21 protein-coding genes are annotated in these 22,569 nt (G+C 48.8%); 12 read left to right on the top strand and 9 right to left on the bottom strand.

Features of this window, described 5'->3' with window-relative positions; translation table 11 throughout:
* Positions 1-59: 59 nt before the first annotated feature.
* Positions 60-296: a hypothetical protein gene (locus SVXnc_RS00405; RefSeq protein WP_347721985.1), complete on the bottom strand. Its 237-nt coding sequence runs from the start codon at positions 294-296 to the stop codon at positions 60-62.
* A gap of 78 nt (positions 297-374) precedes the next feature.
* On the bottom strand, positions 375-533 hold the full coding sequence (locus SVXnc_RS00400; RefSeq protein ID WP_347721984.1) for a UBA domain-containing protein: 159 nt from the start codon (positions 531-533) through the stop codon (positions 375-377).
* Positions 534-851: 318 nt separating this feature from the next.
* On the opposite strand from SVXnc_RS00400, the gene topA reads away from it, so the two are divergent.
* A complete protein-coding gene (topA, locus tag SVXnc_RS00395; protein ID WP_347721983.1) occupies positions 852-2,918 on the top strand; it encodes a DNA topoisomerase I in 2,067 nt (688 codons plus the stop codon).
* A 1-nt stretch (position 2,919) separates the two neighbouring features.
* Here topA and SVXnc_RS00390 read toward each other — a convergent pair whose 3' ends face one another.
* The 4 genes from SVXnc_RS00390 to radB form a co-directional block, all read right to left on the bottom strand.
* Positions 2,920-3,138: a hypothetical protein gene (locus SVXnc_RS00390; protein ID WP_347721982.1), complete on the bottom strand. Its 219-nt coding sequence runs from the start codon at positions 3,136-3,138 to the stop codon at positions 2,920-2,922.
* Entirely contained in the window at positions 3,135-3,431 is a 297-nt protein-coding gene (locus SVXnc_RS00385; RefSeq protein ID WP_347721981.1) for a DUF7989 family protein, read from the bottom strand. The genes SVXnc_RS00390 and SVXnc_RS00385 overlap by 4 nt, the downstream gene beginning before the upstream one ends.
* A 381-nt stretch (positions 3,432-3,812) precedes the next feature.
* Positions 3,813-3,959, bottom strand: coding sequence for a hypothetical protein (locus tag SVXnc_RS00380; protein WP_347721980.1), 147 nt, complete (start codon positions 3,957-3,959; stop codon positions 3,813-3,815).
* A 230-nt stretch (positions 3,960-4,189) separates the two neighbouring features.
* Positions 4,190-4,876, bottom strand: a complete 687-nt coding sequence (gene radB / locus SVXnc_RS00375) for a DNA repair and recombination protein RadB (RefSeq protein WP_347721979.1) — start codon at positions 4,874-4,876, stop codon at positions 4,190-4,192.
* 110 nt (positions 4,877-4,986) lie between these two features.
* Here radB and SVXnc_RS00370 point away from each other — a divergent pair, with 110 nt between their 5' ends.
* From SVXnc_RS00370 to SVXnc_RS00355, 4 genes are all read left to right on the top strand, one after another.
* Positions 4,987-5,310, top strand: coding sequence for a hypothetical protein (locus tag SVXnc_RS00370; RefSeq protein WP_347721978.1), 324 nt, complete (start codon positions 4,987-4,989; stop codon positions 5,308-5,310).
* A gap of 4 nt (positions 5,311-5,314) precedes the next feature.
* Positions 5,315-7,585 (top strand): CDC48 family AAA ATPase, encoded by a 2,271-nt coding sequence (locus SVXnc_RS00365; protein ID WP_347721977.1) that lies wholly within the window; start codon positions 5,315-5,317, stop codon positions 7,583-7,585.
* 116 nt (positions 7,586-7,701) lie between these two features.
* Positions 7,702-8,490, top strand: coding sequence for a DsbA family protein (locus SVXnc_RS00360; RefSeq protein ID WP_347721976.1), 789 nt, complete (start codon positions 7,702-7,704; stop codon positions 8,488-8,490).
* Positions 8,487-8,999 (top strand): hypothetical protein, encoded by a 513-nt coding sequence (locus SVXnc_RS00355; protein ID WP_347721975.1) that lies wholly within the window; start codon positions 8,487-8,489, stop codon positions 8,997-8,999. Before SVXnc_RS00360 ends, SVXnc_RS00355 begins: the two co-directional genes overlap by 4 nt.
* Here SVXnc_RS00355 and map read toward each other — a convergent pair.
* Genes map through SVXnc_RS00340 form a run of 3 tightly spaced genes read right to left on the bottom strand, consistent with a single transcriptional unit; the run spans position 8,986 to position 13,104 of the window.
* The gene (map, locus tag SVXnc_RS00350; RefSeq protein ID WP_347721974.1) at positions 8,986-9,873 is read right to left on the bottom strand and encodes a type II methionyl aminopeptidase; all 888 of its coding nucleotides are present in this window, start codon (positions 9,871-9,873) and stop codon (positions 8,986-8,988) included. The two genes, SVXnc_RS00355 and map, sit on opposite strands and share 14 nt — an antisense overlap.
* A gap of 3 nt (positions 9,874-9,876) precedes the next feature.
* Complete coding sequence (locus SVXnc_RS00345) at positions 9,877-11,019, bottom strand: NAD(P)-dependent malic enzyme (RefSeq protein ID WP_347721973.1); 1,143 nt, start codon at positions 11,017-11,019, stop codon at positions 9,877-9,879.
* 42 nt (positions 11,020-11,061) lie between these two features.
* Positions 11,062-13,104, bottom strand: a complete 2,043-nt coding sequence (locus SVXnc_RS00340) for an acetate--CoA ligase family protein (RefSeq protein WP_347721972.1) — start codon at positions 13,102-13,104, stop codon at positions 11,062-11,064.
* 105 nt (positions 13,105-13,209) lie between these two features.
* Between SVXnc_RS00340 and pdhA the strand changes: the two genes are divergently transcribed.
* The 7 genes from pdhA (at position 13,210) to SVXnc_RS00305 (ending at position 22,550) form a co-directional block, all read left to right on the top strand.
* Positions 13,210-14,253, top strand: coding sequence for a pyruvate dehydrogenase (acetyl-transferring) E1 component subunit alpha (gene pdhA, locus SVXnc_RS00335; RefSeq protein WP_347721971.1), 1,044 nt, complete (start codon positions 13,210-13,212; stop codon positions 14,251-14,253).
* Complete coding sequence (locus SVXnc_RS00330; protein WP_347721970.1) at positions 14,253-15,224, top strand: alpha-ketoacid dehydrogenase subunit beta; 972 nt, start codon at positions 14,253-14,255, stop codon at positions 15,222-15,224. Before pdhA ends, SVXnc_RS00330 begins: the two co-directional genes overlap by 1 nt.
* A 4-nt stretch (positions 15,225-15,228) precedes the next feature.
* Entirely contained in the window at positions 15,229-16,581 is a 1,353-nt protein-coding gene (locus SVXnc_RS00325) for a dihydrolipoamide acetyltransferase family protein (protein WP_347721969.1), read from the top strand.
* Complete coding sequence (gene lpdA / locus SVXnc_RS00320) at positions 16,582-17,994, top strand: dihydrolipoyl dehydrogenase (protein WP_347721968.1); 1,413 nt, start codon at positions 16,582-16,584, stop codon at positions 17,992-17,994.
* Between the two features lie 51 nt (positions 17,995-18,045).
* Positions 18,046-20,715, top strand: a complete 2,670-nt coding sequence (locus SVXnc_RS00315; protein WP_347721967.1) for a cation-translocating P-type ATPase — start codon at positions 18,046-18,048, stop codon at positions 20,713-20,715.
* A 138-nt stretch (positions 20,716-20,853) separates the two neighbouring features.
* Positions 20,854-21,756 carry a hypothetical protein gene (locus SVXnc_RS00310; RefSeq protein WP_347721966.1) on the top strand — a complete coding sequence of 301 codons (903 nt, stop codon included), beginning with the start codon at positions 20,854-20,856 and terminating at the stop codon, positions 21,754-21,756.
* A gap of 83 nt (positions 21,757-21,839) precedes the next feature.
* On the top strand, positions 21,840-22,550 hold the full coding sequence (locus SVXnc_RS00305) for a cytochrome c biogenesis CcdA family protein (protein WP_347721965.1): 711 nt from the start codon (positions 21,840-21,842) through the stop codon (positions 22,548-22,550).
* Positions 22,551-22,569: the final 19 nt, after the last annotated feature.

The following is a 22,569-nucleotide window of genomic DNA, read 5'->3' as shown; positions in this document are numbered from 1 at the left end:
TTCTCACCTCACTAACATGTATACTATATCGCAACATTAAGAGGTTTTCCATAGACCTGTTATTTCGTATAGTTGGCTGTTGTTGGAACAAGCGAGGTCTCTTCGGAAATATCGTCTTCATATCCGGGCCGATCCACCGGATAATCCGGATTGTGATTTTCTTCGAGAGCGGGATCAGCAGAACAGCGGTCTGGGAACTCGTCTCCGTGTAACAGGAGGTCGAATGACGATGTATATAGCTCTCCTTCTACCTCCACTGATTCTCCGTGTTTCAAGTCTCTAAGCGAGTTTTTCATTTTCCAACACCTCTTGATTGAGTGACTGTTCTCATAGGGAAAGAGAGAATGCCAGCCGTTTAGACCGGCGTTCTCTATCTAGTAATCTTTGTCTTCTTGCTCGTAACCTTTCGAGCCATCTCCTAGTGCGTAATCCATAGCAGCTTCAACATCTCCCTGTGTGTCTCTTAAAGCGTTTTCCACCTGTGCTTTCTGACCAGGAGTTAGTGCTTCAGCAACTGTTTCCGGCAGTCCCATCTATTTCTCACCTCCTTTAGGCTCTAAAGGCGATTTTATCCGGATCGAATGCAAAGCTTTAGTTGTGTTGTTTGTCATGTTGCAGGATCACCGTGTTGAGTTAGTAAAGTAGCAATCCTGCGTTTAATGCAGAATCTTCGGCATAAAATTCCAGATGCCGACTGAGAAGGTATATGAAATATTCATAGCGCTGAATCTAGGAGCAGAGTTCTCTAGGTTTGCTCTCGTGACTTCGCGCATAACTGTATAGTAAAGTATAATCGTTTTTAAATCTTTCTCACCGTTTCGTATAAGACACTAAAAGCCTCTCGCACAAAGTTGCGTTTAGAGATAATGGAAACCACAGTGATGATCGGTGAGAAGCCGAAGGTAGCCTCGAAGCTTGCGAACGCTCTCGGAAACTACTCGACGAAGACTAACCGAGGCGTGAAAAACTACGTTATCGAGACAGATGAGAGACGTATAATCATCGCTCCGGCAGTAGGACACATTTTCAACCTTGAACAGATCAGCGAGGGCTGGGATTATCCAGTTTTCGACGTTGAATGGCGGCCGATCTTCGAGACCTCCGATAGCTCGGATTACGTGAAAAAATACTACAACAACCTACGTGATCAGATCGAGAAAGCTGATACATACATCAACGCATGCGACTTCGATCTGGAAGGATCAGTGATCGGTGCGAACATAATCAAGCACATGGCGGATCCGGATGAGGAACGGATCGAACGGATGAAGTTCTCTACGCTAACGCAAAGCGATTTACAGGAAGCATTTGACAACCTGGAGGGTTTCGATAAAGGAATGACGGATGCCGGGATTACCCGCCACACACTGGATTTTTACTACGGTGTAAACGTTTCCCGGGCATTGATGCAGGCTGTACGGGAAAACAATCGGTACAAGACCCTTTCTACCGGACGGGTACAGGGACCTACATTGAAGATTCTGGCTGATAAGGAACGGGAGATCAGAGCCTTCGAACCCGATGACTACTGGGAGATCTTCCTCAAACACTCGGAGTTCGATGCGAAGCTAAGCTACGGCAGCGACGACCGTATCTGGGACGAAGATGAAGCCAACGGAATCTTCCTGACGGTAAAGGACGAAGGCCGGACAGAGGTCACGGACATCGACATCAACAACTACTCGCATAACCCGCCTATCCCGTTTAACTTGACAGGGCTTCAGAGCGAGGCCTCCAGCCAGTTCAACATCTCACCTAAAAAGACCCAGTCGATCGCACAGACACTTTACGAGAACTCCTTGATCTCCTATCCTCGTACAGAATCCCAGAAGCTTCCGCCTAAGATTGGATACAAGGACATCCTTGGAAAGCTCAAGTCTCAGGACAGCTACGAGGACTTAGCGAAGAAAGTGATGAAAAAGGACAGTCTCTCAACCACTCAAGGTAAGAAAAAGGACGATGCGCACCCTGCGATCTATCCAACCGGCGAACACCCGTCAGGACTGTCAAAACAGGAACGTAAGGTCTACGATCTGATTGTCAAAAGGTTTTTCGCAGTTTTCGGAAAGGCAGCAAAGAGACGGAGCCTTACAATGACGTTAACCGTCGAAGACTATGATTTCCAGGCTAAATCGAAGATAACAGTTGAGCGCAACTGGTTCGATCTCTACGACCCTTACGTGAAGGTTTCAGAGGCCGCACTGCCGGAACTGGAGGTAGGAGATATCCTAGATGTCGAAGGCTTCGATTTAGAGGACAAAGAGACCCAGCCACCGCAGCGCTACAGCCAGTCCCGTATCGTCAACAAACTGGAAAAAGAAAACCTAGGAACGAAAGCAACCCGTGCCTCGACCATCGACCGGCTTTACAACCGAAATTACATCGAAGGCGATCCGATAAACGTCACAGACCTAGGCTTAGCGATCGTCGATACCCTGGAAGACCACATACCCGATCTACTCTCCCCTGATCTAACCAGAGAGTTCGAGGAAAAGATGGAATCGATTAGACAGGGCGAGGAAACCTCCGAAGGCGTAATAGAGAAAGCCAGAGAAGACCTGGATAAGATGCTTGGAAAGTTCAAAGACCAGGAAAAAGAGATCGGCGCCGAACTAGTCAACACAATCGACGACGAACGTAAGAGAAGACGTAAACTCGGACCATGCCACGAATGCGAAGAACAGGGCCGCGAGGACGGTATGCTGCGGATTATAAAAAGCAAGGGAAGCAGTTTCGTAGGCTGTAGCAACTATCCGGACTGTGAGAACACTTATCCGCTGCCTAACACCGGTAAAGTGAACTCGACCGACCAGGAATGTAGCACCTGCGGCAAACCTGTTATCTACGTGGAAAGAAAAAAGAAGAAAAGTTACAGTATGTGCGTGGACCCAGACTGTCCTTCAAAAGACGACTGGTAGCTTAAGGCTCTAACTCCGAGCCATCCAGCTTTCCAACAGCTTCTTGGAGAGCGCTGGCGTTCTCATAGCCCGACTGGAAGTCTGATTCACTGTATGCTTTGGCTTCCCGATTTTTGCTGGGAATTTCCATTCCCGGCCTGCCGTACGAGGGTCGGTCTTTTCGGTACGCCAGCTCACATACTCTGTGTTCGTGCGGAGTATCGTCGCCTCCAGTATTCATTTCTCTGTGCCTCGCTGATAGACGTGTTGTACGCCCTCTCCGTTTCTCGGAGTGTGATCTACATCCGCCATAGTTGGTTCTCCACCATCCGACCTCAAAGGGTTTTCATCATCGACCCCAAACTCGCTTTCGGCGTCTCTGCTGGCTTCACGGGCTTCAGAAGTTTTTTCATAGCCGGGAGACTGCCCGCCATACTCTTTATTCCAGTCGTTGGCAGCAGTAGTTCTCGGATCTCTATCTAGACCGAAGTGACGGCCTTCTCTGCCAGCATAAGTTCCTGAACGCTCAGTCACCGAGATCTCCTCGTTGAACCTTCTTGATTCGCTTTTACGTTGCGTGTTGTTCGCGTTGTTGTGTGTTGTGTCATTTGATTGTGAACCTCGAAAAGAGAAATGCCCTGAAAAACGGTTTTAGCGCCTTTCAAGGTCTGTATTTTACAGAATAAGTACAAACAGACTCAGCAGAATAGAAGTAACTCTAGCTGAAAAACTCTGTATAAACTTGTAGGAAAAACTATCTGCGCCGCAGAACATATCCACCCGAGATAAAGCATCCCCCCGTAGAAGATCGGGCTACCGTGTTGCAGGTATCAATGTTCATTGTAATCTATACTTGAAACAACATAGCTTAAATAAGTAAAGAGTTTGGACGAGGAAAAGTTGGCGGCGGAGCCACTATTCTTCCAGCAGCTCCCCGAACTCTAGTCCGTCAGCATCTTTGCCTGGCTCTGTGGCTAATCCTGGATCTTTGATATGATCCGGATTCGCAGGATCGTATCCCGCAAAATTTTCTATTTGTCCGTATTTCGGTCCTTCAACCATGTTAATTCACCTCCGTGTTTTCTATAGGCTATAGAACAAGCTTATCTTTTGACTGCGCCCGCCCGCTCTACAACCTGGATTTTGGGAACGGGCTGCGTCTAAACAAATACGACTTCCACGATAACGTTAGAACTGGCTGCGAATAATCTGATAACCTCATCTACCAGCTCTGACATAACGAAAACTTTGGCACATATTACTTTTAAATCTGCCGTTCAGCGAGCTAAAACTTAGAAAAGACCTTTTTTCTCCGGTTCGACCAGTCCGTCATCGACTATCTGGAATCTCCGGGTCTTTCCTTCCGGCAGCGAGCGGTGTTTTTCAATCGCGACAGTTCGTAGCGATTTCTCGTCGTTTTCGAGCTGTAAAAGACATTTTGACCAGTAACGTGGCACGTCCTTGCCTACAAGCTCCAGTCCGTCACCATCGAAGTTCGAGTAAACCTGGTTGGTGACCATGACCGGTATTTCGTGTTTTCTGGCGATCTTCGATAGCTCTGATAGCTGTCCGGAGAGCTTCTGGTTGATATCGGATGCGTTGTTGTCGTTGACCTCTAATCTGTAAAGCGAGACCAGTGAGTCGATAACAACGAGACCTGTTTCCTGATCTACGGCTTCTTCGAGCGAGTCCAAGACATTTTCCTGCTGTTCGAAGTCCAGTGGCTCGAACATCGTTACTTCTTCTAGGGCGTCTTCAGATGCGACCTGTACAAATCTTTCAGGCGAAAAACCGCCTTCTGTATCTATGTAAATCACTTTCTTACCGTTTGCTGCGACTTCCGCAGCTACCTGGACACATAAGTTTGTCTTACCGGTTCCGGACTCTCCAAAGACGTTTGTAATTACTTTTTTCTCCAGTCCGCCGTTTAACAGCTCGTCTAAGGGCTTGCTGCCGGTGCTGATTCTTTGAACTTCCACAGTCGAGGGTTTGCTTACAATTCTTTTATCAGTGGGTTGTAACGAATAAAACAAGTTTTTTAGTGACGTACACAAAAACCGTTTTAAACTTTCATTACCTGAACCAGAGTATGAAACCCGAAGAGGCTGCGTTACTGACCTACGATACGAACTCCTCGGAGTTCGACTCAGTGTATGAGCGCAACAAGTTCTACCGCGGGCTTTTCGGCTACAAGCAGACCGTTACGAAAAACGGGAAAGAGTACAACTACGAGAAAGACGGTTTGATGGACGAGATATCTTGTATAAGGATCGATGACTCAGTATTCATATTCGGAAAGAAAAATCAGGAAAAGGTAGAGGAGTACTTCTCAAGCTGGGGCGAAAAAGTCACCCACCGAATCTTCACTGTGATAGTTGAAGACCCCGAGCTCATCGAGAAGCTCAAAAATTAATGTTATGACAGAAAACGAAGACGTTAAGCTGAGAGTGGGAGAGGTCCCGCCAAACGCACAGCAAGACATAGGCCGAGGAATCATCCGCATAGACTCAACGGTGATGGAAGAGCTAGAGATAGCCGAAGGCGATGCCGTAACAATTGAAGGCGGCCGCAAAACCGTTGGAAGAGTAGCAAGAAGCTATCCGGCCGACAAAGGACTTGGAATCGCACGCATGGATGGCTACATGCGGAAAAACGCAGGCACCAGCCTAGGAGAGAAAGTAACAGTACAAAAGGCAGAGTTAAAAGAAGCAGATAGAGTAACACTCGCTCCAGCCGAAGAAGGAGTAGTCATCCAGGTATCAAACCCCAACATCTTCAAACGCGCACTTTCCGGACGCGCAGTCACCAAAGGCGATATAGTAGTACCCGGAGACGGCGACGGACGGAAAAGCGTATTTGACGAGATGTTCGACCTGGACGTCGATCAGTTCCGGTTCTCATTCGGAGAGACCAAGCTAGCGGTTGTAAACACCAAGCCGAACGGTCCTGTAAAGATAACTGAGAACACGGAGATCGAGGTCAAACAGCAGGCTGTAAAGGGCGGAAGCCAGGAACAGCAGGTCCAAGTACCAGAGGTCACCTACGAGGACATCGGAGGACTTGACAGCGAGATCCAGCAAGTAAGAGAGATGATCGAGCTACCTCTAAAGCATCCAGAGGTTTTCCAACAGCTGGGAATCGATGCCCCAAGCGGAGTACTGCTACACGGACCGCCGGGAACCGGGAAGACCCTGCTAGCGAAAGCAGTGGCAAACGAAGCCGATGCGACTTTCATGTCCATTAACGGCCCGGAGATCATGTCCAAGTACTACGGAGAGTCCGAAAAACAGCTGCGTGAAAAGTTCGAAGAAGCACAGGATAACTCTCCGGCAATCATCTTCATCGACGAGATAGATGCCATCGCCTCTAAACGTGGAGAAGCCGGCGGAGAAGTAGAGCGAAGAGTTGTCGCACAGCTACTTTCACTGATGGACGGTCTTGAGGAACGTGAAAACGTTATCGTTATCGCAGCGACAAACCGCGTGGATGCAATCGATTCCGCACTTAGACGTGGAGGACGTTTCGACCGTGAGATCGAGATCGGTGTTCCAAACCGCCAGGGACGTAAGGAAATCCTGCAGATCCACACCCGGAACATGCCGCTGACAGATGAAGTCGAGTTAGATTCGGTCGCGGACATGACACACGGCTACGTCGGAGCAGACCTAGAAGCAGTCTGTAAGGAGGCTGCGATGAGCGTCTTACGGAACGTATTACCTGAGATCGATCTGGACGATGAGATACCAAGCGAGATAATGGAGAAACTGGTCGTAAACCAGGGCGCACTCAAGGAAGGCATCCGGAAAGTCCAGCCATCCGCTATGAGAGAGGTCATGGTGGAAGTTCCGAAGGTCTCATGGGAAGACGTCGGAGGCCTACACGACACCCAGGAAAAGCTTCAGGAAATGGTCGAGTGGCCACAGAAATACCCTGAAAGGTTCAAACGCATGGGCATCGAAGTTCCGAAAGGAATCTTACTTTACGGGCTACCGGGAACCGGGAAGACACTGCTAGCGAAAGCAGTAGCAAACGAGGCAAATGCGAACTTCATTTCAATCAAGGGACCTGAGATCTTCTCCAAATACGTCGGAGAGTCCGAAGAATCAATCCGAGAAGTCTTCAAGAAAGCCCGGCAGGTCGCACCTTGTATCCTGTTCATAGATGAGATCGATTCAATCGCAACCCGGAGAGGCTCGAGAAGCGACTCCGGTGTCGGGGACCGAGTAGTTAACCAGCTACTGACAGAACTCGATGGAATCGAAAGCCTTGAAGGCGTCACAGTCATCGCGGCAACCAACCGACCGGATCTGATCGATCCAGCGCTATTGAGACCTGGAAGAATCGATAGGTCGATTGAAGTCGAGGTGCCGGACGTAGAAGGACGCAAGAAGATTCTCGATGTCCACACAGGCAAGATGCCTCTAGCCGAGGACATTGACCTAGAGAAACTATCGGAAGATCTCGAAGGATACGTTGGCAGCGATATCGAAGCATTATGCCGCGAAGCAGGTATGAAAGCTCTGCGAGGCGATCCGGACAGCGAAGAAGTAACATTAGAGGACTTCGAGGAAGCAATGAAGGAAGTTAAGCCAACCGCGACAGAGGAAAACATCGATCACTACAAGCAGATGATGCAGAGAATGGAAGAGATCGATACCTCCGATAAAACACCAGATTACTTCGGCTAGGAAACCTCTCTTTCCCCTCATCCCTCTCTTTTTTCTTTTCCACCTACTAACGTGATAGAAACCCTGCTGGTTAAAAGCAAGGACGGCGAATAACTTGACATAAAGGAAGATATAGCATGGATTTACCAGAGGTATTTGAAACAAAGTTTGAGCTACAGGCAACCCATCTAATAGGACTGTTTTTCGCATTAGGGCTTACAGTAGGGTTTGCTAGCGGAACAACTTTCAAGGATCTCACAGCTCCGAGAATAGCTACCTCAGATACCCCTCAACCAGATACAGGTTCGGGGACAGACACAAACTCCGGTAAACTCGATTTATCAAATATTAACAACAGCAGAGACCCTGTTCTAGGACAGGAAGATGCGGAAGTAACAATGGTCATTTATGAAGACTTTGAATGTCCTTTCTGTAAACGCTTCGAATCAGGAGCAGTCCCGCAGATAGAAAACAACTATGTAAGGTCCGGAGAGGTAAAGATAGTCTGGAAAGACTTCCCTCTACAGAGAATACATCCCTGGGCGACAAGAGCAGCAGAAACCGCCGAATGCGTCTACAGACAGGACGAAGAAGCGTTCTGGAACGTTAAAGACACAGTATTCGACAACCAGGAAAGTTTAAGCGAGTCCAACGTCGTTGAAAAAATCAAAGGCTGGGCGAGCGAGGAAGATGTTTCCCCAAGTGCCGTCCAGAGCTGTCTGGATAACGGAAATCCTCGGGACGCTGTCCGTGACGACATGGAAGAGGCTACAAGCTTCGATACCATGGTCGGTGGCAACTCGTTCGTCTCCGGAACACCCTCGGTTGTAATCTACAGCGAGGGCGATCAACGGGGAGAACCGCTTGTAGGCGCACAGCCGTACTCGGCGGTAAAACAGGTAATCGAATCAAAGCTAGGACAGTGAAATACAGGAAAGCCCTGAGAGACGGCATCAAGGCAGCTTTCAAAGGCAAGACCGCTTTGAAAACCCTGGCCGTCAGCTCAGTTTTCTATATACTGGTTACTCTCGCATCCTTCCCACAGTACAGCCTACAGTTGCTGGGAAGAAATATCCTATACCTAGATGAAGCCGTTGTCAGCCTGACTTTCAATACCTTTTCCTCGGCAGGCGCGCTCGGCCTAGGTCTTACAGTAGCTTACTCGGTTCTTACAGGCGTTGCTTTAGTAAACATAGTCGAGAAGCTTAGAATATCAGGCCTGGCTTCAAGTAAAGATCTGGCGACAATTATTCCTGGTTTAACGGCAGCAGGTTGCGCCTCATGCGGAGTAGGCATACTTGCGTTCATAGGTCTCGGAGGAACGCTAGCCCTGATGCCTTTCAACGGCAACCTGATTAGAGTGCTTGCTGTAGGACTTCTACTCGGCGTAATTACTAAAAACGGAGACCCGACGACTTGCCTTATCGACGAGTAGTGACTACGTTCTCGCCGTCATCAGCTCCAACAAGCACAGTGTGTTCTGCCTGTGCGACCACAGAGCCATCCTTGTCCTGTAAGACTGGATAGTTCCGTACAATGTTTTGCTGAAGAAGCTTCCGGAACGCCATCTTTTCTTTGCCGCTTAGATCCATCCAGCGAGTTGTAAACGGAAGACCACGGTAGTTCTTGATCTTTTTCATTAACTGGCGGGCGGTACGGCTCCTGACAGACCGTTCGGACTCAAGCTTGTAGATGTTCCCATCCCGGCCGTTTTTGACAGTACCTGTGCCTGTTGTCAGAAACGGCTCAATCGCGACGGCATCTCCTTCCTGGAACTCGTAGCTGTTGGTATTTGCCTTGTTAGGGATCGAGAGACCTGCGTGCTGATTGTAGTTTCCAAGAGAGTGGCCTGTAAGGTTCTGGACGATGTTGTATTCATCCGGAACCTGTTTTTCGATAAAGGTTCCAAGCTCTCCGACAGTTACACCTGGCTCAAGGAAATCTAATGCTTCCTCAAGTACTTTTTCCACTTCATCAATGATTTCCTGGTCTTTACCCGAAGGATTAACAGTTAACGCTGTATCCGCGATGTAGCCTTCGGACTGTGCGCCTATATCGATCTTTAAGACATCGTCTTCCTGTAGCTTTCTCTCAGTGTCTTCCGCAGGCGTAAAGTGAGCGGCTTCCTCATTAACCGATAAGTTTACAGGAAATGCGGGCTGAAGACCTTCATCACGGATTAGCTGCTCTACCGTCTCCGCGATCTCTACAAACGAAGTTCCTGGCTCCGCTACCTCTCTGGCCTTCTTACGTGCTTTCTGGATCACCTTTCCGGCTTCAATGTAATTTTCCTTTACTTCTTTCTCCATTTTTTACCGACTCTCTGCTGTCTGTTCGACTTTTTCGGCAATAGCCATAGCAAGCTCTTTGTCAAGAGTTTCCGGCACGATCTTGTCTTTCTCTGGTTCGATGAAGTTTTTGATGACATCCGAGGCCGCTTTCTTCATTTTTTCATTGATTTCATCGGCCCGTGCGTCAAGTGCGCCTCTGAAAATACCGGGGAACGCCAAACTGTTGTTGACCTGATTAGGGAAATCGCTTCTACCAGTTGCTACGATTTCAGCGCCAGCCTCCTTTGCTTCTTCCGGCATTATCTCTGGATCAGGGTTTGCTAAGGCGAAAACGATCGAATCATCCGCCATGGATTCAACCATCTGTTTTGATACGATGCCTCCTGTTGAAAGCCCGATTAGAACGTCAGCATCCTTCATAGCATCGGAGAGATCGCCGGACTGTTCGGAGGCCGCAGTTCTCTGTGCGAGATCGGCTTTGTACTTGTTTTCATCGTCAGTTGTTAGTATGCCCGATGAATCGACTGGCAGAAGTTCTCCAGCCCCTAGGTTAAGCAAGAAGTTTGATACGGCTATACCGGAAGCTCCTGCGCCTAAGACGACTATTTTCGAATCCTCGATGTTCCGCTCAGTTAAATCAAGTGCGTTTCTGATAGCTGCGCCTACAACGATAGCTGTGCCGTGTTGATCGTCGTGGAACACAGGTATGTCGAGTTTTTCTTTCAGCTGTTTTTCTACTTCGAAGCATCGCGGAGACTTGATGTCTTCAAGATTTATTGCTCCGAAAGTCGGAGCTATGCCTTCTGTGTGTTCAATTATATCTTTGGCGTTCTCAGCATTGACTACGATCGGGAATCCATCGACTTCACCGAATTTTTTCATTAGGTTGGCTTTTCCTTCCATAACCGGCATTGATGCTTCTGGTCCGATATCTCCGAGTCCAAGGACTGCGGAACCGTCGGATACAACTGCGACCATGTTTCCTTTAGTCGTATAATCGTATGCTTTTCTTGAGTCCTTTGCTATTTCTCTACATGGCTCTGCGACGCCTGGAGTATAAACAAGGTTTAAATCCTCCTTGGTCTCGACTTTTACCGCGGGTTCGACCGAGATCTTTCCAGGTTTTTTCGAGTGAAGATTCAGTGCGTCCTCTCTGTTAGTCATAATCAGAAAATAGGTGCGGAAACTTACTAATCCTTACCAAAGTTACTGGTCAGACTCAACTTCGATATCTGCTACGAGCGCCGAGTCCTCTGTAAGTATCAATGGATTGATGTCTATAGCCTGGATTTCAGAATGGTTGAGGCCGATCTCGCCCATCCGTATAATCGCGGCCTTGAGCTTTTCCGTGGCGAACTCCTTGCCTCGGGCGCCTTCAAATAACTCATGGGATTGAAGCTCCTCAATCATTTTCCCAGCTTCCTGTTCGCTGATGGGCGCAATTCCGAACGATACATCTCGTAAGGCCTCTATATAGATACCTCCAAGCCCAACCATTACCATAGGGCCGAACTGCGGATCCCTCTTCAGACCTATGGCGACCTCTAGTCCTTCTACCTGTTCCTGTACTACAACTCCGTTTATATCGATCCCTCCGCCGCTAGTTTGATGGTACGCATTGTCTATAACCGTCTGAAACGCATCGGTAACTTCTTTTTTATCTTCCAGGCCTGTTTTGACACCTTCAAGCTCTGTTTTATGAGAAATGTCGGGAGAATCAAGCTTTGCGACAACCGGATAACCTGTCTTCGATGCTGCTTTTTTTGCGTCCCTCGGAGCCTGACAGAGGTAAGACATCGGGAACTCGAAGCCATATGCTTCCAGAAGCTTTTGAGCGTCTTCAAAGCTCTTCATCGACTCTAGAGCTTCTTTAGCTTCTTTTTTATCATATTCGACCTTTCTCAGGGTTCGGTCGGTCTCGAGAAACTCTCTATACTCGCTCATTGATTTCAGCGACTTTACCGCATCTTTAGGGTCCTGGAAATCAGGTATTTTATTCTCTTCAAGGATCTCCATGCCTTTCTGTACCTGATCCTCGCCAATGAACGCAGCCATGAGCGGTTTATCGAAATCCGAGGCCACATTGACAACGGTCTTCGCAGTTTTCTCTATCTCTGTATTTGCCTGAGGTGTAAGTATCACCAATACCGCATCAGTGTTTTCATCAGCCAGTACAGCCTTTAACGCGTTTTTGTACCTTTCATGGCCGGCATCGCCGATTACATCCACAGGGTTGTGATTCGCTGACTCGTCAGGAAGATCTCGATCCAGCTTCCTGCGTGTTGAGTCCCGAAAAGCCGCCAGTTCAAGTCCCTGTTCTTCTATCTCGTCGGTGGCAATAACACCTGGCCCACCTGCGTTTGTTACAACCGCAACATTTTCTCCATCAGGGAGCGGCTGATAATCAAATGCTCTGGCAAGATCAAGTAGTTCTCGGTTTGATTCGGCCTCTATAACCCCAGAGGTTCGGAAAGCTGCCTTGTATGCCTCGTAGCTCCCTGCAATAGATCCCGTATGAGATGATGCGGCCGCTCCTCCACTCGAAGTCCTCCCGGATTTTACAAATACAACAGGTTTTTCCTCCGAAGTCTTCCGCGCCTCATCTATAAACTCTCTTCCATTATCTATACCCTCAGTGTATCCAATTATGGTTTCTGTCGAGTCTTTGCGCCATTTTTCAAGCATATCAACCTCGTTCAACAGTGTTTTGTTTCCGAGCGATACGAAATGCCGGAATCCGATGTGTTCTGCCTTCGCATAGTCCAGTATAGCTGTACAGAACGCTCCGCTCTGACTCATGAAAGAAATACTTCCTTTCTCCGGCATTCTTGAGGCAAAAGATGCGTTCATCGCATTTTCCGTGTTTATAACGCCTAAGACGTTCGGTCCAAGCAGATCTATATCATGGCGTTTGGCAATTTTTCTTACCTTGTCCTCGAGTTCCTGATTACCTGTCTCGGAAAAACCTGCGCTGATTACAATTGCGGCTCCTACTCCTTTTTCCCCGCACTGTTTGAGTACGTCTGGCACAATTTTTCCAGGTACTACGATAACAGCTAGATCAACGTCGCCTGGTATTTCCTCGTAGCAACGATGTCCGTGTATTTCCTCGGCATTCGGGTTTACAGGAACCACTTCTCCCTCGAAGTCGTGTATTAGGTTATCGAAGACCTCGTGACCGGTTTTTCCCTCCGTTCGGGAGGCTCCGAGGACCGCTATCTTCTCGGGAGAGAACAGTTCGTCTAACATGTAACTGGTTTCTCGAAGCTCGGTTAAAGAGATTCGGGCGCAAGCGGCTTTAACTGCTCAGTGGTCGCAAATACATCTTTTTATTCAAGGTAGAAGCTGATTGTTATGATGGCTGCGAATCAGGTATACGAAGGCGCGATAAAAAGGATAGAAGTAATGGCTCAAGACGAAGAATCAAGTCTTGAGAAAGATCAACTACACGAAATCTACCGGCAAATGATACTAGCAAGGAAGTTCGACGAGAAAGCGTTCAAGCTACAGCGCCGGGGAGAGGTCAGCACTTACGCACCGCATAAAGGGCAGGAGGCCTCCCAGATCGGGGCAGTCTTCGCTATGAACGACGATGACTGGATGGTTCCTTCGTTTAGAGAGACCGCAGCCTACATAGCCCGCGGCGCCCCGCTGGATAAGCTTTTCCAGCGCTGGATGGGCGATGCCCGTGGACAGAAAGACCTGGAAAATGACCTGCCTGTTGCGATCCCTGTAGGCACACAGAACCTCCACGCCGTCGGAATCGGAATGGCGATGTCATTCGATGAGGAGGAAAAAGCAGTTGTAGGTTTCACAGGAGACGGTTCAACCAGTGAAGGAGATTTTCACGAAGCACTGAACTTTTCAGGAGTCTTCGATGCTCACTCAGTTATCGTAGTTCAGAACAACCAGTATGCGATCTCGATGCCTGTTGAAAAACAGACAAACGCCGAGACAATAGCTCAGAAAGCCCTGGCTTATGGTATAGAAGGAATACAGGTCGACGGGAACGATGTGCTGGCAGTAATCGAGGCGATGAACGAGGCGCTGGAAAAAGCCCGTAACGGAGAGCCAGTTTTACTTGAAGCAGTGACTTACCGTTTAGAGGACCATACCACAAGCGATGATTCAACCCGTTACAGAGACGAACAAGAGGTCGAAGAGTGGAAAGAACACGACCCAATTCTCAGGTTAAAGGATTACTTGAAGGAAAACGATCAGTGGGATGAATCCCTGGAAGAATACGAGGAAAAAGCAGAGGAAAAGATAAATGAGGCGGCGAACAAGGCGATGGAAGTCGAGGACCCGGAGATGGAGGAGATGTTCGAGTACGTCTACAAGGAGATGCCGGATCTGCTGAAAAAGGACAAGAAAGAGCTAGAGGAGGTCGAAAAGTAATGCCGGAAAAGATGAACATAGTTGAAGCGATTAACGCAGCGCTCCACGATGAGCTTGAAAATGACGAAGACGTCTTGATGTATGGAGAAGACGTTGGAGAGGACGGAGGCGTTTTCCGAGCCACCAAAGACCTACAGGAAGAGTTCGGCGAGAAAAGATGTTTTTCCTCACCTCTCGCAGAGTCAGGGATTGTCGGAACCGCTATCGGAATGAGTCTTTACGGCAAACGCCCGGTACCGGAGATCCAGTTTTCAGGTTTCTCATACCTGGCGTTCCATCAGATCAAAGAACACGCAGCAAGGTTCCGGACCAGAACACGTGGAACCAAGGAAGTGCCGTTAACCGTTAGAGCGCCTTACGGCGGAGGAATCAACGCATTAGAACACCACTGTGAGTCCCCGGAGTCTTACTTTGCTCACGCACAGGGACTTCACGTAGTGATTCCCTCGAACCCTCAGGACGCATACTCTCTTCTGAGAAAATCCATCCAGCTCGATGATCCTGTTGTGTTTTTAGAGCCTAAACAGACCTACAGAGCATTCAAAGAGGAAGTCGAGCGGGATCCGGATGCCGCCGAGCTTGAAAGCTCAAAAGTAATAGAGGAAGGAAAGGACGTAACACTGGTCGCCTGGGGTGCGATGGTGCCGGTCGCAGAGGAAGCCGCAGAAACAATCGATGCGGACGTAGAAATTATCGATCTGCGCACAATCTATCCCACAGACTTCGATACAGTGATTGAATCGGTTAAAAAGACAGGTCGGTGCGCTATAGTTCACGAGGCACCGAAGACCGGTGGCTTCGGAGCAGAGATAGCGGCGAGAATCAACGAACAAGCAATTCTACATCTTGAGGCTCCGGTAGAGCGGATTGCCGCACCGGACGTACCTTACCCGCTTTACAGTTTGGAAGATTACTACATGCCGGATGAAAACCAGGTCAAAAAAGGACTGGAAAACGTCTTAGAGTTCTAGTAAAGTGAAATTCGAGTTTCCGGATACGGGCGAGGGAGTGACGGAAGGAGAGTTCCTCCAGTGGCTTGTAGAAGAAGGAGAAGATGTCGAAGAAGATCAAGCGGTAGCGGAAGCTGAGACCGATAAAGCAGTAATCGACATACCTGCTCCGGCAGACGGCACCATCCAAAGCCTGAAAGCCTCTCCAGGAGATACCGTAAAGGTTGGAGACGTTATAATGGAGCTAGATACCGTAGAACCGAGTAAAGAAGTCGAGAGCGAAGAAGACACGGAGTCAGAAGAAAAACAGGTTCAAGAAACCAGCGAGGACGAATTGTACTCCCGAGACCGAGTTCTTGCGCTTCCAAAGGCACGTAAGCTCGCCGAAGAGAAAGGAGTTGATCTCGAATCTCTGGAAATAGACGGCCGGATCAGGGAAAAAGACGTTTTGAACGCAGCAGAATCCGATACCGGCGGAAAAGATTCGGAAAGCACCGAAAGCACCGAACCCGATCAAAAAATAATGGCTACGCCCTCAGTCCGGAAACTGGCTAGGGAGAAAGAAATCGACATCCAAGAAGTCGAAGGCTCCGGTCGCGGAGGAAAAATCACCAGAGACGACGTTCTGAGTTTCATAGAAGAAGGAGCATCTCATAAGAGTACGGATAGAACTTTTGAAGACGATGGAGGCGCTGAAAGAGTGGAGATGTCGAAGCTGCGTAAAACCGTGGCCTCTCGCATGGAAAAATCGCGTTTTACCGCACCTCACGTAACCCATGTTGAAAAGGCTGACTTAGAAGAGCTAAGTGCCATGAGAGATAGGGTAAATGAGAGCAGCGAACAGCATTTAACCTATCTTCCGTTCGTTATCAAGGCCTTGGTCGAGGCACTGGAGAAACACCCTGATCTTAACGCAGAGCTGGATGAATCAAACGAGGAGATCGTAAGATACTCGAGTTTTGATTTCAATGTAGCAGTCGATACAGAAAAAGGGCTTATGGTGCCTCTTATCAGAGAAGTCGGCGAAAAGAGCATAGTTGACATCGCCAGCGAAATAGAGGAAAAAGCAGAAAAAGCTCAGGACGGCGATCTTTCATCATCCGAGATGGAAAACGGTACATTCTCCGTCACAAATCTCGGAGTGATCGGCGGAGAAGAGTTCACACCAATTATTAACTATCCTCAGACAGCTATTCTAGGCCTAGGTAAAATATCGGAGACCGCGGAAGTAATCGATGGCGAGATACAGCCTCGTAAAACCGTGAAGCTCTCGCTTTCATACGATCACCGCGTGGTCGACGGCGCGGATGCCGCTAGATTTGTAAACGACGTCGTTGAAAACCTTGAAAACCCTGAAAAACTACTGGTGAATCTTTAGATGGTTGTAGGAGACGTAGAGGAAGGAGCAGAACTAGTAGTGATCGGAGCCGGCCCAGGCGGATACACTGCCGCTATTCGTGCCGCTCAGAAAGGCATGGACGTAGTAGTGATTGATAAAGAAGAGGTTGGCGGAATATGCTTGAACCATGGCTGTATTCCTGCCAAAGCTTTGATCCATGCCTCGAAGTACCGTGCGGATCTCAAACACTGGGACGAGATAGGTATACACACCAAGGAGCTGGATGTAGATTTTGAGAGCATCCAAGAATGGAAAGAGGAAGTAGTAGACAAGCTCGATACCGGTATTGAACAGCTGTTTGAAGCACATAACATAGAGTACAAACAGGGATACGCCCGGTTCATCGACGAGGAAACTGTAAGAGTTGAGGAAGAACACGATGCGGAGAACGTAAAGTTCGAGAAAGCTATAATTGCGACCGGCTCCCGTCCTATAGAAATACCAGGTTTCGAGTTCGATAAGGAGCGAGTTATTTCATCCCGGGATCTGCTTCAGCTCGAGGAAGTTCCTGACGAGATCGTCGTGATCGGCGGAGGATACATAGGCATGGAGGCAGTCACAAAGTTCTGTAAGTTCGGATCGACAGTCAAAGTACTGGAAGCTCAGGACCGGGTTCTCTCCGGTTTCGACGAAGAGATTGTAGACCACATCAGAGAAACCTCAGCATGTTACGGCGACGAAATATACACAGGCGTGACCGCTAAAGAGGCGGTACCAGAAGGCGAGAAAGTCACTGTGAAAGCAGAGACCGACGGTGAAAACATAGAAGTCGAAGGCGATTACGTCCTGGTCGCAGTCGGACGAACCCCTGAGCCAGCTCTTGACGGACTGAATATTGAGAAAGCAGGAGTCGAGACGACGGAAAACGGTTTTGTAGACGTTGACGAGCAACTTAGAAGCTCTAACGAAAACATTTTCGCGATAGGAGACTGTGCCGGACAGCCAATGCTAGCACACAAAGCCTACAGAGAAGGGAAAGTCGCTGCGGAAGCAGCCGCAGGTAAAAACACGGCTTTTGACAGCCAATACATACCTAAAGTTGCCTACACCGACCCCGAGATCGCAGCCGTCGGCATGACTCCGATGGAAGCCGAAAAACAGTTTGAATCAACCAAGGTCGGAAAGTTCAAGTTCTCAGCATCCGGCAGAGCGCTTACCGCCAACAAACCCGACGGATTCGTCCGTGTAGTTGCCAGAGAATCCGGAAAACTGGAAGGCGTCCAGATAGTCGGACCTCACGCATCCGATATTATCGCAGAAGCTACTTTAGCCCTTGAAATGCAAGGATATCTGGACGACGTGGCTAACACCATCCATGCTCACCCAACTTTCCCGGAGGTTTTCTCCGAAGCGTGCGAAGACGCAATGGATAAATCAATCCACAAAGCCTGAAACGTACAAAAATCCACAACTGTTTAAATCCAGGAGTGACAAGCCTAAGCTGTGAACTGGCACAGCAGCTCCATCCAGGAAGTATACACGCAACTGGATACCGATAAAGACGGTCTGACAGACGAACAGGCAGACAAACGACTTGAAGAAAACGGAGAAAACGTAATTGAAGACAGCGAATCCGTTTCCGTACTCAGTATCCTTATCGACCAGTTCACAGACTTTTTGATCTACTTGCTGATAGCTGCGATGTTTGTATCGCTGGGAATCGGACTTCTGCCCGGACACGAACCAGAATACGTTGATGCCGGATTAATAATGCTTATACTTATTGCGAACGGTGTTTTCGGATTTATACAGGACTACAAGGCCGAAAAATCGATTGAAGCCTTGAAAGACATGTCGAATCCGAATGCAACCGTGATACGTGGCGGCGAGCAGATGGAGATCGATTCGAGAAAAGTTGTTCCCGGAGATATCGTCGTTATAGAGCAGGGAGATGCCATACCGGCAGACTGCCGTCTGATCGAACAGAGTAACTTGGAGACCGACGAATCATCCCTTACAGGAGAGTCGACAACCGTATCAAAGTCTGTAGAACCGGTTGGAGAAGATGCCGCACTCGCAGACAGGAAAAACATGGCTTTTATGAATACCACGGCGGTGAAAGGCCGGGCTAAAGCCGTTGTAGTCGAAACAGGGATGGCTACCGAAGTTGGGGACATCGCAGAACAGATAAACGAAGCAGAGGATACGGAAACGCCGTTCCAGAAAGAAGTCAACGAGCTAGGTCAGCAGATTGGATACGGCATTTCAGCCATAATCATGGTCGTAGCTCTTACCCAGTTAATATTTACCTCCACAAGCCCGGTATCGATACTTTTAGTTGCCGTAACGCTCGCAGTAGCAGCAGTGCCGGAAGGTTTGCCTGCTGTAGTTACACTTACTCTCGCTCTAGGCTCCAAGAAGATGTTGAAAAAAGATGCGTTAGTGCGCTCACTCCCCGTAGTCGAGTCGCTTGGAAGCGTCGATGTAATTGTCACAGACAAGACAGGCACTCTAACCGAAGACTCTATGACCGTCAAGAAAGCCTTTTTTGACGGCAAAAACTTCGAAGTCACGGGTCAAGGACTGGAAACCGTCGGAGAGTTCAAGACCGATGGAAAAACAGTGGGACGCGAAGAAATCACGCCACTGGTTGAATGCGGCTACATATGTAATAACGCGAAGAAGAACAACGAAGAAGGATACTTCGGAGACCCTACCGAGGTAGCGTTGCTTGTAAGCGCGGAAAAGGCTGGAGCAACACCGGAAGTCGAACGAGTTGATTCTGTGCCTTTCTCATCGGACAGGAAAAGAATGACGGTCGTCACAGACCAGGGAACGGCCTACATGAAGGGCGCACCGGAAACCGTTCTTGAAAGATGCGATAGGATTCTGGAAGACGGCAAAGAAGTCGAGCTGACCGATGAAAAACGCGAAAAAATACTTGAGAAAAACCAGGAGTTCGCCTCGGAGGCTCTCAGAGTCCTTGGCTTCGCAAGAAAGGACGCCGGCGACTACGAGAACCCCGATGATTTGGAATCGGAAATGGTGTTCCTCGGGCTTCAGGGAATGATCGATCCTCCACGAGCAGAGGTAAAGGAAGCTATCGAGGACTCGAGAAGCGCAGGCATCCGCGTAGTTATGGCGACAGGCGATAACGTTGAGACAGCGAAAGCAATCGGAGAGCAGATCGGGTTCAATCCGGAAGGTGCGATCACCGGACCGGAAGTCGAGGAGATGAGCGACGAGCAGCTACAGAAAGCAGTTGAAGATGTTGAAGTGTTTGCGAGAGTCAGCCCAGAGCATAAGGTACGTATCGCAAAGGCGTTGAAAGCCAATGGACATAACGTGGCGATGACCGGGGACGGTGTCAACGACGCCCCTGCGCTAAAAGCCTCAGATGTCGGTGTTGCGATGGGGCAAAGAGGCACTGACGTGGCAAAACAGAGTGCGGACATGGTTTTACAGGACGATAACTTCGTAACCATCCGGGATGCGATCGCAGAAGGCCGCGGAATATTCGATAACATCCGGAAGTTCGTCAACTATCTACTGAGCGCGAACGCAGGAGAGGTACTGGTAGTCTTCCTCGGGGTTATGCTAGGAGCCTTCCTCTACCCGGAACAGTTCACCGGAAACGCCGAGGCACTGATCCTTACACCTGTAATGTTGCTCTGGATCAACTTCGTTACCGACGGCATGCCGGCGCTTGCTCTAGGCGCCGATCCAAAGTCAGACGGCATCATGGACAGAGCGCCACGTGGAAGCGAAGAATCAGTGATCAACAAACGCATGATGGCCTCAATTGTAGGCATGGGAGGACTAATGGCAGCAACCGGTCTGCCAGCATTCTTCTACACTCTACAGAACTACGGACTGATAGCAGCTCAGACAGTTCTGTTCACATTCCTTGTACTGGCAGAGATGGCGAGAATACAAGTTATCAGAAGACGTTACAACCAGCCTCTTAGCTCAAATAAGTGGCTTGTCGGCGCACTTTCAGGCTCAATCCTGCTACAGTTAGCTGTGCTTTACACTCCGATCTCAAGCCTCTTTGAGGTGGCTTCTCTCGGCATAGGGACGTGGGGCGCGGTCTTGGCCGGAACAGTCGGATTCATGGTGCTTTCGTTCGGAATGAGTGCGTGGTTCGACCGGCTGTTCAGCACTAGGTTTTAATACGAACTTCGAAAACTAGTTGTTGATGAATCCAATCCACAGCTTGGTCCACAAGCTCAAAGGAATTGAAGACGAACCAGAGACATCGGATTCAGACGACGATGAAGAGGAAAACGATGTCTGTAGGTTCTGCTAAAGATGAACACGCTTAGAAGGATAATCTATATACTCGTAGCTGGAGCAGCATTCACAGCTTTAGCCGTGGAGCTATTTCCAGGCGCTGACTTCGTTTCGAAGGTCCCGACAGTTATAGGACTGGGCATTGGAACACTCGCGACCCTGACAGGGATCTCTGTATACTTAGAAGGATCGCTCACCAGCGCGGAAAAAGCTGTTTTGATGAACGGGTTTCTCTTAGCAGTCATGGTTCCAACAGTTTATGCCTCAGGGAGCTTCATGCACGAAACAATGACTTCTTGGACAAACGGAGAGGTACATTACCACGCAGACTACGAGGTACTGGTCGAGGAAAACGGAGAGCTTGTCAGAACAAATCTTGTTAACCCTGAAGAGTTTTGTAAGGATACAAGCCATGAATCAAGCTACATGTGTAAAATAAATGATAGAACAGGCTCTACAAAGTACCACGAGCATAACGATCAGCGAATCCACCTCGAAGGTACTTTCAAGACCCGTGAAAGCGCGTCGCTGGCTGCTTTCTTCGAGACGTTCGGAGGCAAGATCACTAACGAAGAGCTAGTTTATCCGACAACCGAAGGACTTGTTAACGTGACAGAAGACGGCGGAAAGGAGATCAAGATACTTGTAAAGAAAGGAGTCGGAGGCTCAAGAGAATGGTGTGTTGTAGGAAACAACGCAGCCAAGGAATGGACCTGTAAATCCTACGGCGAACTGGCTACTTCACCTGAAAACTACGTTGTTTCGCCTTACACCCAGAATCCTTCGAACAGCGAGATCCTGGACAAGATATTCATAGTGTACGATTCGAAGACAGCACAACAGGCCTGGGAAGATATTAGAGAGGACGACAAATACGAAGGTTTCGGCCTGAAAAAGTCAGGAGAGGGATACGATGGTTAACGCATCTTTCTCAGCAGAGAAAGCATGCTCGAGCAGCATTCACAGACGAATGCTACGTGAAGCAACTCTGAAGGTGAAAACAAATGGTTGAGGCAACCCTTCCAACGTTTGGCGCAGTACTGGTTACCGCAGCTGTTGACTCGATCAATCCATGTGCTATCGGAGTGATCTTACTTCTTGTAGCAACTCTGATCAAACAGGACCGGAAACGAGACATACTGAAGGTCGGTGGAATCTACGTCGCAACGGTTTACCTGACCTACTTTTTCGCAGGACTTGGAATACTACACTTTTTGGTCGGATTGCCTGTACAGCTAGCGAACTACATCACGACAGGCGTGGCGATGTTGGTGATAGCAGGAGGTCTGCTGGAGATCAAGGACTTCTTCTGGTACGGTAAGGGAACGTCCTTGATGATACCGGAAGAGTACGCCGAGAAGATCGCAGACAAGATGGATTCACTGACACTGCTGTCAGCGATTGGACTGGGAATATTCGTAGCAGCCGTGGAGCTGCCTTGTACAGGAGGACCTTACCTGGCAATACTGACCGTGCTTTCCCAGCAAGGAATCAATCTGACCGCATACGGTTTGATGGCGCTTTACAACTTGATCTTTGTAATGCCGCTGATACTGATCGTAGCAGCCTCCTACCTTGGATCTTACAAGGTCTCGGAGATGAAAGAGTGGAAACACATGAACAAAGCCAAGATGCGGCTAGGAGCAGGATTGCTGATGATCTTCCTCGGATGGATCCTACTGTTGCTGGCGACAGGAATCGTGAGGTTCGGATAATGAAGGAAAATCGAGTTTC

The sequence above is a fragment of the Candidatus Nanohalococcus occultus genome, from assembly GCF_029207735.1.
In the GTDB taxonomy this organism is placed as follows: Archaea; Nanohalarchaeota; Nanosalinia; order Nanosalinales; family Nanosalinaceae; genus Nanohalococcus; species Nanohalococcus occultus.
Note: the sequence above shows the minus strand (reverse complement) of the source record. Positions and strands in the feature narration are given on the sequence as shown.

What these genes read in the sequence shown, in the direction of transcription:
- SVXnc_RS00405 (WP_347721985.1), bottom strand. Translation starts at nt 296, where the DNA reads ATGAAAAACTCGCTTAGAGACTTGAAACACGGAGAATCAGTGGAGGTA.
- SVXnc_RS00400 (WP_347721984.1), bottom strand. Translation starts at nt 533, where the DNA reads ATGGGACTGCCGGAAACAGTTGCTGAAGCACTAACTCCTGGTCAGAAA.
- SVXnc_RS00390 (WP_347721982.1), bottom strand. Translation starts at nt 3,138, where the DNA reads ATGAATACTGGAGGCGACGATACTCCGCACGAACACAGAGTATGTGAG.
- SVXnc_RS00380 (WP_347721980.1), bottom strand. Translation starts at nt 3,959, where the DNA reads ATGGTTGAAGGACCGAAATACGGACAAATAGAAAATTTTGCGGGATAC.
- SVXnc_RS00370 (WP_347721978.1), top strand. Translation starts at nt 4,987, where the DNA reads ATGAAACCCGAAGAGGCTGCGTTACTGACCTACGATACGAACTCCTCG.
- SVXnc_RS00365 (WP_347721977.1), top strand. Translation starts at nt 5,315, where the DNA reads ATGACAGAAAACGAAGACGTTAAGCTGAGAGTGGGAGAGGTCCCGCCA.
- SVXnc_RS00360 (WP_347721976.1), top strand. Translation starts at nt 7,702, where the DNA reads ATGGATTTACCAGAGGTATTTGAAACAAAGTTTGAGCTACAGGCAACC.
- map (WP_347721974.1), bottom strand. Translation starts at nt 9,873, where the DNA reads ATGGAGAAAGAAGTAAAGGAAAATTACATTGAAGCCGGAAAGGTGATC.
- SVXnc_RS00345 (WP_347721973.1), bottom strand. Translation starts at nt 11,019, where the DNA reads ATGACTAACAGAGAGGACGCACTGAATCTTCACTCGAAAAAACCTGGA.
- SVXnc_RS00340 (WP_347721972.1), bottom strand. Translation starts at nt 13,104, where the DNA reads ATGTTAGACGAACTGTTCTCTCCCGAGAAGATAGCGGTCCTCGGAGCC.
- pdhA (WP_347721971.1), top strand. Translation starts at nt 13,210, where the DNA reads ATGATGGCTGCGAATCAGGTATACGAAGGCGCGATAAAAAGGATAGAA.
- SVXnc_RS00330 (WP_347721970.1), top strand. Translation starts at nt 14,253, where the DNA reads ATGCCGGAAAAGATGAACATAGTTGAAGCGATTAACGCAGCGCTCCAC.
- lpdA (WP_347721968.1), top strand. Translation starts at nt 16,582, where the DNA reads ATGGTTGTAGGAGACGTAGAGGAAGGAGCAGAACTAGTAGTGATCGGA.
- SVXnc_RS00310 (WP_347721966.1), top strand. Translation starts at nt 20,854, where the DNA reads ATGAACACGCTTAGAAGGATAATCTATATACTCGTAGCTGGAGCAGCA.
- SVXnc_RS00305 (WP_347721965.1), top strand. Translation starts at nt 21,840, where the DNA reads ATGGTTGAGGCAACCCTTCCAACGTTTGGCGCAGTACTGGTTACCGCA.